The sequence below is a fragment of the Bacillus sp. FSL K6-3149 genome, assembly GCF_038630515.1.
Lineage (GTDB): Bacteria > Bacillota > Bacilli > Bacillales > Bacillaceae > Bacillus > Bacillus pumilus.
Genome location: NZ_CP152034.1, coordinates 2,325,682 through 2,338,947, shown reverse-complemented (window position 1 = coordinate 2,338,947; position 13,266 = coordinate 2,325,682). Strand labels below are relative to the sequence as shown.

Below are 13,266 nucleotides of genomic sequence, written 5' to 3'. Positions count from 1 at the left end.
GGTTACAGCCGCTGGCCATAACCAAATCCTCTAATATCTATTATCCACCGCTTACAGGAGGAATGAATGCAACAGTGTCCCCGCTACGCACTTCAGCGTTTCCCTTCGTATATCGTTCGTTGACTGCAACCATCACATTTTGTGCAGCATCAACACCATATACCTCCTGTAATTCTAATTTAATCTCATCAACCGTTGTTTGATCTTTTTGAATGATGATTTGTTGTTTACCGGCCTTCTCAGCAAGGCCGGCGAACAATAATACACTAATCAAGCTGATCACCTTCTTTCTTTGCAAGTTGAAGCTCGCTAGGTTTCCCCTCTGGATATGAAACTTTTTCAAGCTGATCACCTATCCAGGCTTGCCCGTCTTCCCAATATTCTTTTTTCCAAATCGGAACGATTTCCTTAATTCGCTCAATGGCATATTCGTTCGCTTCGTATGCAGCCTTCCTATGAGGAGATGAAACGGCTATCGCAACAGCAATATCCGTTATATCAAGTGTCCCGATCCGGTGCACAATGGCTGCTTCAGTATCAGGCCATCGTTTCTTGATTTCTTGTCCAATTTGACTTAGCATGCTTTCAGCCATTGGTATGTAAGCTTCATAAGTTAAACGCAACGTTTTCTTACCGTTTGTCCACTCTCTGACCGTCCCGATAAACGTCGTAATGGCCCCTGCCTTCCGCCTTGTCACATGCTGAATCAATTCATTCACATCAATCGGCACTTTTGTTATTTTAAAAAGTTCACTCAAATAGAGCCACCTCCCTTCAATAAGTTATAACAAAATGTATTCGCATCCTTTTCAAAGGCTGAAAACACTGGAAAAGAGTAATTTTTGGCTAACTGAAACTCTTGAGAAAAATAAATAGCTGCTTGTATATTGGAAAGTGTTGAAAGATCAATGAGCTCCTCTTCATTCTTCACACAAACGATTTTGCGGTATGGTGCCTGTTTATACCCTTCTATCAAGACCGCATCTAATGGAAGATACTGACACATGTTGAGCAATTGCTTTAACGTGATGTGCTGCATTGAAAAGTGAAATTCACCCTCTCCTTCTACGCCAGCGGCAAATGCACCTGCCCCGACATATCGATCGGTGTCTTTTTCTTTCAAAAGACGATCTGGTTTACCGCCATGTCCATGGTGTTTAAAACAGCCTAGCTTCAGCTCATCAAGTACAGCCAGCTGACAGAGCTTTTCAATCAACGACGTCTTTCCGCTGTTTTGATAACCGACCACCTGTAATATACTTAATGTGTCATCCAGCATGGGGAACCCTCGCCTTCGTGCTGAAACAGCAGAACATGCACCTGATCACCAGCCTTAAAACCTCTTGTTCCACTTGGCAGCACGATGAAACAGTTCGCCTCTGCTATTGAGGTCACGGCACTTGATTTATCGAGACCTGTTGGGGTCACACTGAGCTGACTGCCCGTGAACTCAAGTGCCGCTCTGACAAATCGAGTAAACGGATTGGCTTTTGGGAAATCGTGTGTCAGCTTCGCCTCAGCAAAATCGGGTAACGGCTGTTTCTTGAAAGACCATTTATAGACCATCGGTTTCACAAATAATTCAAAGCCAACAAAACAGGCAGCAGGATTTCCTGACAGGCCAAACAGCAGTTGACCATTTGGCATTGCAGCAACCGTCGTTACACTGCCGGGTCTCATGGCCACTTTATTAAATAGCACCTGAGCTCCCAGCTTTTCATAAATTGCGGGGAGAAAGTCAAAATCACCTACTGAAACTCCGCCTGTTGTAATTAAGAAGTCTACCTTGCTTAAGGCTGCTTTGACTGCATGATAGCTTTTGTCAAAATCATCGGACACACCGCCTAAATCAAGCGGCTCTCCCCCAGCCTTAAGGATCTGGGCATAAACCATGCTAAGGTTACTGTTTCTAATCTTCCCGTCCACCATCGCATCACTCACTTGAAGAAGCTCTGTACCTGTTGAGATGATGCCGATCACTGGCTTTTTGACAACTGGAACTACCGCATATCCGAATGTCGCCAATAAGGCCGTAACGCCCGGAGTTACTTTGGTTCCTTTTTTGAGCATCACATTCCCTTCAAGTACCTCTTCTCCTTGACGAGAAATATTGTCCCCTTTTTTCAGCGGTCTTTTAAGTGACATGTATGATTTCCCATCTTTTTCAAAGGTTTTAGTCAGCTCAAGCATGATGACGACATTTGCTCCATTCGGGATTTTTGCTCCTGTCATGATACGAATGGCTTGAAAGGGACCGATGGTTTTTGCTGAGACCACTCCTGCCCCAATATGATCAATGACCTCAAATTCAACCGGCTGCTCGCTTAACGCTTCTTTTGTATCTTCTGCCCGAAGTGCAAAACCATCATACGGGGACCGATCAAATGCAGGCACATCATGATCTGCCAAAATATCTTCTGCAATGAACCTTTCAAGGCTATTTCTTAAAGGCACCCATTCTGCTTCTCCATGCTTTTCATATTGATGGACTTTTTGAATGGCTTCTTGTACTGGAATTGGCTGACGTCTTTCCATCACACTTCACTCCTATATCCCTAGCAGTTTTGCTAGTAATGAATTGGCTGCTTTTTCATCATTTGTCCCATGGATTAATGCACGTCCACCTTTGAAAAAGACGATACGATAAGATTCATAGCGGACATGGATTAAGAAGTCATTCACTTCTACCTCACAAATGGATGACAGCCGCTCTTTCACATGCTGAAATGATAGATTAGCTAGATCCTTAGATACAACTTGGACTGTATCCCGCCCGCAAAGAATCGTCGTTTTTTTACGCTGATCGTGTAAATAAGGATAGGTTCTATCTTTGCCGCAAGATGGACAGTCCTTCTGCTTAGTAAGAGTCAAATCCATTTTAAACGATGTCGCCTGCCAAAGATCAAATGTGACAAATTTCCGTTCGATTTGATCTTCATGTCCTGTTAAATACTTTAGCGCCTCTGTTTGCTGATAAGCAGAAACCATCTGAACTGCTGGAGAAATAATCCCCGCTGTATCACACGTCAAACCGCCAACAGGCAGTTCTGTAAAGACACACGATAAACACGGCGTTTTATCTGGCAAAATGGTCATATACATCCCCTGGCTGCTCACACAAGCACCATATATCCACGGCGTCTTCGTTTCCTGCGATAAATCATTCATGACCATTCTCGTCTCAAAATTATCCGTCGCATCAATGACAATATTTGCGTTGTGAAATAACGGTCTTAACAGCTCAACCCCTGCATCTTCAATCAGGGCGTGTATGGTCACTTCATGATTGATCTCTAGGAGACGTTTTTTTGCCGCAGCTGCTTTTGGCACATGTGCCTTTGCGTCATGTTCTGTATACAGCTGCTGCCGCTGTAAATTTGAAAATTCTACATAATCACGATCAACAATCGTCAACGTGCCGATCCCAGACCGGACAAGCCCTTCCGCAGAGGCCGTTCCAAGTGCACCCGCTCCAACAATTAGGACATGACTGTCAGCAAGCGCACGCTGACCCTTTTCCCCAACCGGAGGGAACAAGATTTGTCTTGAATATCGATCATTCAATGCTGTTCTCTCCTCACCATTTTTATGTATCATATCATACCGTTTTCAGGTAAATCGCTTCTTTTATTGATATTTCGGAATTCATTTGGTGTTACGTTCAGTTCCTCTTCTGAGACGATACACACCTTAAGCCTTTGAATTAACTCTTTGATGGCTAATTGATTCTCTTTTAAACACGCATCAATGGACGGCAGACAGCGGCGGTGATAAAGTGCAAATAAAGGCTGTAATCTGCCCTGAACAAGCGGGATAATAGCATCTACGTGCTCGTTGCAATAGGACGATAATACTTCAGCCGTCTCCCTCCGCACGAAAGGCATGTCACATGCCGTCACTAAATACCATGCTGCTTCTTGCTTTTGCATCGCTGTATACATGCCGGCAAGCGGCCCGCATCCGAGCACCTCTTCATCATCCAACCACACATCTCGTTCACCTCTTTCTTTAAAAAAGGTCAGAAGTGATGGATGGCTGATGATGACCATCTGTCCGTTCAAAAGCTGCTTTTTCACATGCTCATATAGTGGTTTTCCTTGATACATATAACTTGCCTTTGGCTCTCCAAAACGTCTGGATGCTCCTCCAGCTAAAATGACATTGACTATGTCCATCCACTCACCCTCCTTTGATATGGTTGTTCTAATCACTCTCATCTCGCATACTTTATTGGTAACATGAATAAGGAGGGTCTATCGATGAACAGGCGCCATGCTTCTCCCCTATTCCATGACCTATCTCAAGAGAATTTATACTTAAAAGCGGAAACAGCCAAATATCAACAAATGATCTCTGATTTACAGTCCTCATATACGTATTCTAAAAACAAGAAGTTAACTCAAGAATATCACGAGATGAAAAAGGATTACACGCAATTAAAGCAACAATTGGATGAAATGACCATTGATCAAGATCATGCAGCCTCAAAAATACAGGATCTTTCCTACAGCAAATCTGAATTATTACATAAAATAGTCCTTCTTCATGAAATGCTCCAAAAAGAAACCTTTCATAGAAGGAAAGAAACGGAAGAAAAACACCGGCTGCATTTAAAAGTCATCAAATATAAAGAAATCTCTCAACAATTAAATGAACGGGTGCAAGATCAAGATAAACGGCTTGCAAAAGAGGAGAAAAAAGGAAATACTTTATCCGCTGTGATTGAGAAACTGCAGCAAACATTAGGTGATAAAAACGCAGAGCTCAATCTATTACAGGAAGGCGTAAAACACCTGCAGAAGCGTTTTTATGAAACACAAGAGAAATTACTGCAAATTGAAAAAGCAAAGGAAGCGATTTTTTATGAAACGCTCACAAGCTATCAAAAGCAGTTAGCCGAAAGTGAGGAATGGATCGCATCTCATTTTGCTGATATTGACCAGTCAGCTCAAACAAATTCACAGCCATTCTCTCGAGACAGCCTCCTGCAAACAACGGAAGAAATCGAACCCATCTTGAAAAAGTTGAATGAACAAGTTCAAACGCTACAAGCACAAGTCGATGCGGTGCAGCAAAATGGAGATGTCATGACAGTGAAGATTGAAGGCTTCAAAAAGCAGCGTGATCACCTGTCAAAGGAACGAAAAATTGTCTATACTGTTGATCAAAAAAAGTAATTCTCGCAATAAAAAAACTGCTGGCTTTTTTCGTCAGCAGTTTCTTTTTTATTTATTCGTCTTCTGTTTGAATATCGCCTTCTAAAATATACTGTCCGCGATATGGCTTTTTCACTTCAGGATACATTTTAATTAAGCTTTGCATAAACGTTGTCATATTTGGAATTTCAAGACCGCTCTCTTTTTCAATTTCTTTTTGAAGTTCAGAGCTTTTAATCGCTGCATTATGACGCTTTAACGTTTTAATCGCAGCTTCACGAAGCTTAGCTGCCTTTGAACCAGGGCGAGCTGTGCCTCTTCTGCGTCTTGTAGATCCTTCAGGAATACCTACAGGTGCACCGTTTAGCTGTCCTGTTCCTAAAGTTGATACAGCATTTGATTGTGATTGTGCAGGCGGCTGGTAGCTTCTCATTTCTTGTGCAGCCAGTTCAGCTAATACAGGCAGTGAATCCGTTTTTCTTTCTGTACGCACTTCTTTTTTTGTATCTGACACTAGACCTGTTCCATGACGGTCTAATTCTCTTAATTTTGCATAAATCGTATCTCGCTCAATTTGATATTCACGGATGACCTTTACTTCTGCTTCGTTTAATTGTTCCAATCGTAATCGTAACGCTTCCCTCTCATTAAACAATGGATTTCCCCCTCATCATATAAAAAATATTCTATAGTAAATATTAGATTAGAAAACTAATTTTATCAACTATTTTTTTATCATTTTACAGTTTGTTATCAGATAGGTATTTTCAACTAAAATTTTGCCAAAGAGGAACAATCGGCATCCATTTCATTGCCACTAAAGGCTTTTGACAAACCTTAAAATATTGTAAAAAATTTGAATAAACACTTATACTACTTGATTTACATCGTTATTTACCAAACTGAAATTTCTTTTGTGCAAAAACGTTCTGAATAGTAAAAAGTTAAAATCTTTACATTTTCATTTCAAAACAAAAATGTAAATAGGTCTTTAGACCTTTTTGTTTCAGGAATATTTTTTAATAAACTCCCCCAATTTCTCTTTTCTTAGGAAGGCGAAGTCCATTCCGTGCAATAGGTCGCCTATTTTTGTCCATGAAAAAACCCCCATTTATGGGGGAAAGCCTATTCTGCAGCCTTTTCAGACTCAGAAAGCACTCGATTGACACGTTTCTCAAGCATTTTCATTCCGCTTCCGCCAGCTTGGAAGTGGCGCAGAGCACCTGTTTTATCAAATACATAATATGCTGGTACATATTCATTTTCAAAGGCTTCTGTTAACTTATGATCACTATCCACAAAAATTGGCTGCGTGATTTCATGCTCTTTCGCAACTTCCTTGATCTTATCCAGATCTAGGTCATCCTCTGATCGCGGCATATGAACGGCTATCACGTTTAGTTGATCCTTGTATTCATCACGGAATTGATTGACTTGAGGCATTGCCTCTTTACAAAGATGACAGCTGACTGACCAGAAATGAATCAATGTTGGTTTGTCACCAATTAGATCTTCTTTTGTTACTTCTCCATTTAACCATTCTTTTGCACCAGTTAGTTCTGGCATTGGTTGACGTAATTTCATTATGAAGCGCCTCCATCCATTGTATGTGTCGAAACAAAAAGGTCTAACATTAGTTAGACCCTCCTGTTTCTTCAGCTATCAATTAAAGTGTTTTTTGACCAGGCTTCCAGTTCGCTGGGCAAAGTCCACCAGTTTGTAATGCTTGAAGAACACGTAATGTCTCATCTACATCACGACCGATATTGTTGTGGAATACTGTTTGATATTGAAGTTCGCCTTCTGGGTTGATAATGAATAGACCGCGAAGTGCAATTCCTTCTTCTTCAATTAAAACGCCGTATTCTCTAGATACTGTGTGGTTTGTGTCAGCAGCTAGCGGATATTTCAATTCGCCTAGACCATTGTCTTTACGGTCTGTGTTGATCCAAGCAAGATGCGTATGGATTGTATCAGTAGATACACCAATGATTTCAGCATCTAAATCTTCGAACTCATCATAACGATCGCTCATTGCTGTAATTTCAGTTGGGCAAACAAATGTGAAATCCATCGGATAGAAGAAAAGTACTGTCCATTTGTCATTCTTCATGTTTTCTTCTAAACTTACTTTACCAAATTCCTTGTTAGCAAGTACTGCTTCCATTTCAAAACGTGGAGCTTGCTTTCCTACAAAACGCTCTGCCATATGTAAATCCCTCCAAAAATAATATCTTTATACAGACTTCTAAGCTGTATATAAAATGAGAATCAAAAGTTGAAATTCTCATTTAGTTAATAACTTCACAATTACAATTATAATACTTAAGCGGTTTTTAGTCAATATTAATTAATAATAAATTTAATTAACGATTTGTCACAATCTCTTGCTTCACTTAACAAAAGTTTAACATGTCTTGCAGAAGGGAACAAATGATTAGCTTCTCTATTAGAGCATACATAGAAAGGTTTTGAAGATCATGAAAGCATTTGAACAAATAGATTGGGTTTCCATTATCCTCAATAGCAGTATGATTTTGCTAAAACTAATCGCTATTTTTGTGATTTATTTTATCATCAGAGCCATCGGAAATAAGATGATTAAGCGTGCCTATTCCACTTTCTCTGAAAGGCATGACGTCTCTTTATCAAGAGCTCAGACGCTGCAAAGTCTCACGCTAAATATTTTCGCCTACATATTGATTTTTATTTTAGTTGTCATGATCCTCGACTTATTTCATTATAACCCGACCGCTTTGCTAGCTGGTGCAGGCGTTGTGGGGCTTGCAATCGGTTTTGGCGCTCAAGGACTAGTGAGTGATATTGTGACAGGATTCTTTATATTATTAGAGAAACAATTCGATGTGGGAGAATACATAACAGTTGCTGGCTTTGATGGGATCGTAGAACAAATTGGACTTAGAACCACGCAGCTTCGAAGCTTTGACGGCACCCTTCATTTTATTCCAAATCGAAGCATATTGAACGTGAGCAATCATTCAAGAGGGACTATGCAGGCACTCGTTGATATCGAGCTATCTCCAGAAGAGAATGTGGATCAAATGATCACAGCCCTTCAAGCTGCGTGTGATGAGGTACGAAAAGACATTCCTCAAATTATCGAAGGCCCTCAAGTTGTCGGCGTGGAGGCGTTCGGATCCTCTTCCCTTGTACTGCGCATCATTGCAAAAACCGAAACAATGGAGCAATGGCGGGTAGAACGAATCTTGCGCAAAAAAATGAAAGAAGTACTCGATATAGAAAAAGAGCAAAAAGAACCGGGATGATCATCTACCGGTTCTTTTTCTTGTTTGTTTTATTGAACACGCTGTTCTACTTCTTGACAAATTTCATCAGCCGTCATACCAGACGCGGTAATCACAGATGCCTTTGTCGTTGTGTCTGAAATGCCAAGAACATTTGAATCTAGCCCTGTGACTACATAGCAGTCACACTGATCCATTTGCTGTTCATTTTGAATACGTACGACGTCATACCCTTTTTGCTTCAGTAGTTCTTCTACATCGGATAAAGATGGTTCTACACCAATTCTTGTCATAATCAAGAACACCTCCTGTTCATAAGGTGTACAGGAGGTAGCTTGATTATTCATTCACCTGCTTGCTTTTTGAAATAAGCCGTCATAACGTTTACTGCGGTTTCTATCGCTTTTTCATCAGGCATAAGTTTTGCATGATGCAGGCCATATTCTGAATCGACCCCTAACCAAAACATGAATCCAGGGTATTTTTTCAGCATGTAGCCAAAATCTTCTCCTGTCATGGCTTCTCTGCATTCAATCACATTCGCAAGCCCTTCTCCGGCGACATATGACATAAATTCCTCTGTCAGTTCCTTTGAATTATCCACTTCGTAATAAGATGAAGGGTATCGCACGGTTGCCTTGCATTCGTAGCCAATTTCAATCCCTTTTGCTAGTGCTTCAATTCGCTTTCTCACTTTTTCCATAGATTCTGGTGAAAGTGTACGAATGGTGCCATCAAGCTTTGCATGCTGTGCAATGATATTTTGAGCCGTTCCCCCGGTAATCGTGCCAATCGTGATGACCGCACTATCAAGAGGATCGACATTACGAGAAATAACCGATTGCAACTGACCTACAAGTGCGCTCGCTGCCACAACCATATCATTCGCTAAATGAGGGTAAGCAGCGTGTCCGCCTTTTCCTTCAAGATCTATCACAAGCTCACTCGTATTGGCAAAAAGCAGCCCTGGCTTTGTGGCTATCGTTCCGACAGGATATTCAGGTGCAATATGCAGTGCTGTAATAAAATCTGGCGTCCACTTTTTCAGCACATCACTTGTAAGCATCGGTTCAGCTCCGCCTGGACCTTCTTCTGCCGGTTGGAACATAAATAATAGATCTTCTTTGATTGGCTCATGAACGAAATGATCAATGATCCCAAGTGCGATGGTCATATGAAGGTCATGTCCACACGCATGCATCTTCCCTTCATGTACTGATTGAAATGGATACCCTGTGTCCTCAGGAATTGACAGACCGTCCATATCTGCACGATACGCAAATACGCGCTCAGGATTTGTTCCCTTTACTTTGACAAAAAGTCCAGTTCGCCATGTTTCTATCTCAACTCGATCTTTTGAATAAGCACTAAGATGATTGATGAGGTACGCTTGTGTTTTGAATTCCTTAAAACCAAGCTCAGGGATTTGATGTAAATCTCTTCGAATGGATATCAATTGCTCACGATTTAACAAGTGAACTCGCTTCCTTTCCTCTATACGAATAAGACGTGGATATATCATCCACGTCTATGTCTTCAGCTGCGAATTGTATGAATTAAAGCTGACGCAGTTCTTGTTTAATTTCTGTTTTACCTTTTGTTTTTTCATCAATGTCTTTGATTTTCTTTGCAGGTGTACCTGCTACAACTGTGTAAGGCTCTACATCGTTCACAACGATCGCACCAGCAGCTACGACTGCACCTTTACCAATTGTTACACCTTCTAGAACTACAGCGTTCGCACCGATGACAACATCATCTTCTACGACAACTGGTTTAGCAGATGGTGGCTCAATGACACCTGCAAGAACAGATCCAGCACCGATATGACAGTTCTTACCTACTGTCGCACGGCCGCCAAGCACCACGTTCATATCAATCATCGTACCTTCGCCGATCACAGAGCCGATATTAATAGAAGCCCCCATCATGATGACTGCATTATCACCGATTTCAACTTGGTCACGAATGATCGCACCTGGCTCAATACGCGCTTTAATGTTCTTTAAATCTAACATCGGGATTGCAGAGTTGCGGCGGTCATTTTCCACGACAACATCTTCAATTTTGTCTTTGTTCGTTTCTAGCGCTTCTTGAATGTCGCTCCACTCACCGAAAACAACTCCGGTGTTTCCTGTGATGAACGTTTTTGCATGTTCACCAAACTCAATACCTTCTAAATCACCTTTGATGTAGACTTTGACAGGTGTTGATTTTGTACTATTTTGAATAAATGAAATAATTTCATTAGCGTCCATTTGTTTCATGTATGTATGTCCTCCTCTTAATTTATACTTCATTACTGTACCAAAGGAGAGTTTTAATGACAAGTGAAAGAGTTGACTCTTCAATGGAAAATAAAACAAGCGGGACTGATTACCCCGCTTCCTGCTGGTGAAGATGAACAAATTGTTTGCCAAAAGAAATCAATTTCTCTTCTTCTTCTCCTTCTGGATTTAGCTCGATCTTGACGGATGGCAGGACAATGTCACCGCCAAGTTCCTTCACTTTTTCTTCGATTAGGTCAACAGCTCCGCAAAAATGCTCATAAGATGTATCCCCGGAACCGAATACAGCAAATGCTTTTCCCGTTAAATCAAGCTCTTCCATTTCTTCATATAAATCAATAAAATCATCAGGAAGGTCACCATCTCCCCATGTGTACGCACCTAACAAAATGTGCGTGTAATCATTGAGAAGCTCTGCATCAATATCCATCGCTTCATGACGGTCCACGCCGGCTCCTGCTTCTGTGATTCCTTTTTCAATTAGATCTGCCATCGCTTCTGTATTCCCAGACATCGTGGCATACACGAGTAAAACCTTTTCTGTCACTTTTTCTTCCTCCTTATCAATGAATCAATGCCGACTCCTCATATGGTCTTACAAACTTGCTCTCATATAAACCAGCACAGAAAAAGTTTTCATTTTGATTGGCTACACGAAAACCGTGTCCTTTGATCGTATCAAACCATTTGAGCTCTTTTTGCTCAATATCAAGCTGATACACTTTAGAAAACCCGTGTTCGTCTTGTGAAGTCGTCACATACACAATGCCATTATCCTCTGACACATCCAAAAATGATTCCTCTCTAGCAAAGGCTTGTGATTGAATATCATGCAGCATATTGGTATGTAAATCTAAAATTTGAACAGATCCCTTTTTGCCTTTTTTTGATCCCAATGCGCAAACAAGCAGATGCTCCTGACAGAGCAGCATAGAAGCTGTCATCCGGTGCTCCTCTCTGTTTAGGAGGAAAACCTGTTCACTCTCCAAGTCATACACCCATATTCCTCCGTGAACATCATGAATCTGTGTTCCAATATAAAGGTGATCACCTGCAGCACATAAGGAACGAATGACAGGTGGGTGGTTCACATGAGCAAATGGCTTCATAATTTCCCAGGAAATCCCGAAATCATTTGACACATAAATACTATGTTTTCCATGTGCACACACAAACCCATCTTTGCGTCCTGTAATAGACCAAACGACTGCATTTGTTGGAAATGATGATAGCGCCCATGTATGGCCTTCATCTCCTGATCTAATCACTGTGCCATTTTCACCAACACCGAATAAATAAGGTCCAATATAGCTGATGGCATGAATTTTATGCTTGAGCTTAAACAGTTGCTGCCACCCGCTCTCCACACTGTAGTGAAAAATACCTTCACGTTTTACAGCGACAAAGTATCCACCGTTTTTAGATGCAGCAACAGCTGTCGCTCCTTTATGAAACATGGTTTTCAACTCGTTTCTCAGATAGCGCCGCCCACGTTAAAAAGCTTGTCGCAAATTCCTGACAGCACGCCACATCCTCATCGGTATCAGGCGCAAGCTCCATTTTCAATGTTTCAGGAAACACAGATGCACCGGTTGATTTGAGCATGTCATGAAATGTATGGACAGCCTCACAAAACTTCGGGTAGCTGTAATCTCCAGATCCGAACACAGCTGCTTTGATGTCACTTAGTTCAAGCGTGGAGACCTCTTCATAAAAGTCCTCAGCTTCATAAGGTAAATCACCATCACCCCATGTATAAGAACCGATGAACACATAATCGTATGAAGAAAGATCCTCTGCGCTTGTATCATCAAATTCCAACATCTCTGTATCGATCCCTATTCCTTCTAGTGTTTGCTTTATGATCGCTGCCATATCTTCTGTATTACCAGACATACTCGCAAATGTAATTAGTGCTTTCATCTATCGGTCACCCCATCTAAATGATAATCATTTTCAATTATTATATGTACACTTTAAATGATAATGATTTTCATTGTCAAATGATTTCATAAAAAAGCTTTGACCAATCAATACGATAACCCAATGAAAAACCCGCTCATTCCAATTGGAAGGCGGGTTTTTCATATCGAAGAGATCATCGGTTTCTCATTCGTTCGTTTCATCTATTTGAATAAAATATGGACCATAAGCCGTTTCATGCGTCATCACAAATGTCCATTTTTCATTCCAATCCATCACATACATATCGTTATAATCCATATGATTAGATTGATATGGTAAATCATTGATTAAAAGAGAGCTGGCATTTTCGAAAAGATACGCCTCGTCAACAAATTGATAAAAAACAGTACACTTATCCTTTGATTGTTGAAGAAATGCGTCTATCGCTTCAGCATTTTCAAGGCATGTAACCATTCCAAAACTGCATAAATGCCATAAAAAATCATCTATTGATATCTCGTTTTGTTCTTTCATTGAAAGATGACTAGCAAAACGTTCACGCCACCTCACGCGCAAATGATCTCCCCATTCTGGTTTGTTCATTTTGATTAATTGATTGTTTTTCATAAGATCGAAGTCTCCTCTATGATT

At 40.9% G+C, this 13,266-nt stretch carries 18 protein-coding genes; 2 read left to right on the top strand and 16 right to left on the bottom strand.

Annotated elements, in window-relative coordinates; all coding sequences use genetic code 11:
• Positions 1-40: 40 nt before the first annotated feature.
• The 6 genes from moaD to MHB83_RS11800 are packed head-to-tail and all read right to left on the bottom strand — an operon-like array spanning position 41 to position 4,175.
• Complete coding sequence (gene moaD / locus MHB83_RS11825) at positions 41-274, bottom strand: molybdopterin converting factor subunit 1 (protein WP_342496350.1); 234 nt, start codon at positions 272-274, stop codon at positions 41-43.
• Positions 267-758, bottom strand: coding sequence for a molybdenum cofactor biosynthesis protein MoaE (locus MHB83_RS11820; protein ID WP_342496349.1), 492 nt, complete (start codon positions 756-758; stop codon positions 267-269). The genes moaD and MHB83_RS11820 overlap by 8 nt, the downstream gene beginning before the upstream one ends.
• On the bottom strand, positions 755-1,279 hold the full coding sequence (mobB, locus tag MHB83_RS11815; RefSeq protein WP_003211651.1) for a molybdopterin-guanine dinucleotide biosynthesis protein B: 525 nt from the start codon (positions 1,277-1,279) through the stop codon (positions 755-757). The genes MHB83_RS11820 and mobB overlap by 4 nt, the downstream gene beginning before the upstream one ends.
• Positions 1,261-2,538: a gephyrin-like molybdotransferase Glp gene (glp, locus tag MHB83_RS11810; RefSeq protein WP_342496348.1), complete on the bottom strand. Its 1,278-nt coding sequence runs from the start codon at positions 2,536-2,538 to the stop codon at positions 1,261-1,263. The genes mobB and glp overlap by 19 nt, the downstream gene beginning before the upstream one ends.
• A 9-nt stretch (positions 2,539-2,547) precedes the next feature.
• On the bottom strand, positions 2,548-3,564 hold the full coding sequence (locus MHB83_RS11805) for a thiazole biosynthesis adenylyltransferase ThiF (RefSeq protein WP_342496347.1): 1,017 nt from the start codon (positions 3,562-3,564) through the stop codon (positions 2,548-2,550).
• 29 nt (positions 3,565-3,593) lie between these two features.
• Positions 3,594-4,175: a molybdenum cofactor guanylyltransferase gene (locus MHB83_RS11800; protein WP_342496346.1), complete on the bottom strand. Its 582-nt coding sequence runs from the start codon at positions 4,173-4,175 to the stop codon at positions 3,594-3,596.
• Between the two features lie 84 nt (positions 4,176-4,259).
• Between MHB83_RS11800 and MHB83_RS11795 the strand changes: the two genes are divergently transcribed.
• Positions 4,260-5,177, top strand: a complete 918-nt coding sequence (locus MHB83_RS11795; RefSeq protein WP_342496345.1) for a sigmaE regulated sporulation protein — start codon at positions 4,260-4,262, stop codon at positions 5,175-5,177.
• A 52-nt stretch (positions 5,178-5,229) separates the two neighbouring features.
• On the opposite strand, the gene rok is transcribed toward MHB83_RS11795, so the two are convergent.
• The 3 genes from rok to ahpA form a co-directional block, all read right to left on the bottom strand.
• The gene (gene rok / locus MHB83_RS11790) at positions 5,230-5,811 is read right to left on the bottom strand and encodes a transcriptional regulator Rok (RefSeq protein ID WP_003210851.1); all 582 of its coding nucleotides are present in this window, start codon (positions 5,809-5,811) and stop codon (positions 5,230-5,232) included.
• Between the two features lie 470 nt (positions 5,812-6,281).
• Entirely contained in the window at positions 6,282-6,740 is a 459-nt protein-coding gene (locus tag MHB83_RS11785; RefSeq protein WP_003211884.1) for a TlpA disulfide reductase family protein, read from the bottom strand.
• An 82-nt stretch (positions 6,741-6,822) separates the two neighbouring features.
• A complete protein-coding gene (gene ahpA / locus MHB83_RS11780) occupies positions 6,823-7,365 on the bottom strand; it encodes a biofilm-specific peroxidase AhpA (RefSeq protein ID WP_003211758.1) in 543 nt (180 codons plus the stop codon).
• Between the two features lie 271 nt (positions 7,366-7,636).
• Here ahpA and MHB83_RS11775 point away from each other — a divergent pair, with 271 nt between their 5' ends.
• Positions 7,637-8,443: a mechanosensitive ion channel family protein gene (locus MHB83_RS11775; RefSeq protein WP_137054698.1), complete on the top strand. Its 807-nt coding sequence runs from the start codon at positions 7,637-7,639 to the stop codon at positions 8,441-8,443.
• 29 nt (positions 8,444-8,472) lie between these two features.
• Here MHB83_RS11775 and MHB83_RS11770 read toward each other — a convergent pair whose 3' ends face one another.
• The 7 genes from MHB83_RS11770 to MHB83_RS11740 all read right to left on the bottom strand — a co-directional run bounded on the left by MHB83_RS11770 (position 8,473) and on the right by MHB83_RS11740 (position 13,242).
• Positions 8,473-8,715, bottom strand: a complete 243-nt coding sequence (locus tag MHB83_RS11770; protein ID WP_003211408.1) for a YkuS family protein — start codon at positions 8,713-8,715, stop codon at positions 8,473-8,475.
• A gap of 50 nt (positions 8,716-8,765) precedes the next feature.
• A complete protein-coding gene (locus MHB83_RS11765) occupies positions 8,766-9,944 on the bottom strand; it encodes an N-acetyldiaminopimelate deacetylase (protein ID WP_050782659.1) in 1,179 nt (392 codons plus the stop codon).
• A 34-nt stretch (positions 9,945-9,978) separates the two neighbouring features.
• On the bottom strand, positions 9,979-10,689 hold the full coding sequence (gene dapD, locus MHB83_RS11760; RefSeq protein WP_003212204.1) for a 2,3,4,5-tetrahydropyridine-2,6-dicarboxylate N-acetyltransferase: 711 nt from the start codon (positions 10,687-10,689) through the stop codon (positions 9,979-9,981).
• Positions 10,690-10,798: 109 nt separating this feature from the next.
• Positions 10,799-11,224 carry a flavodoxin gene (locus tag MHB83_RS11755; protein WP_310427282.1) on the bottom strand — a complete coding sequence of 142 codons (426 nt, stop codon included), beginning with the start codon at positions 11,222-11,224 and terminating at the stop codon, positions 10,799-10,801.
• Between the two features lie 49 nt (positions 11,225-11,273).
• The gene (locus MHB83_RS11750; protein ID WP_342496344.1) at positions 11,274-12,167 is read right to left on the bottom strand and encodes an exo-alpha-sialidase; all 894 of its coding nucleotides are present in this window, start codon (positions 12,165-12,167) and stop codon (positions 11,274-11,276) included.
• A complete protein-coding gene (locus tag MHB83_RS11745) occupies positions 12,157-12,633 on the bottom strand; it encodes a flavodoxin (protein ID WP_003212484.1) in 477 nt (158 codons plus the stop codon). Before MHB83_RS11745 ends, MHB83_RS11750 begins: the two co-directional genes overlap by 11 nt.
• A gap of 186 nt (positions 12,634-12,819) precedes the next feature.
• On the bottom strand, positions 12,820-13,242 hold the full coding sequence (locus MHB83_RS11740; protein ID WP_226805329.1) for a DUF4275 family protein: 423 nt from the start codon (positions 13,240-13,242) through the stop codon (positions 12,820-12,822).
• Between the last annotated feature and the right edge of the window lie 24 nt (positions 13,243-13,266).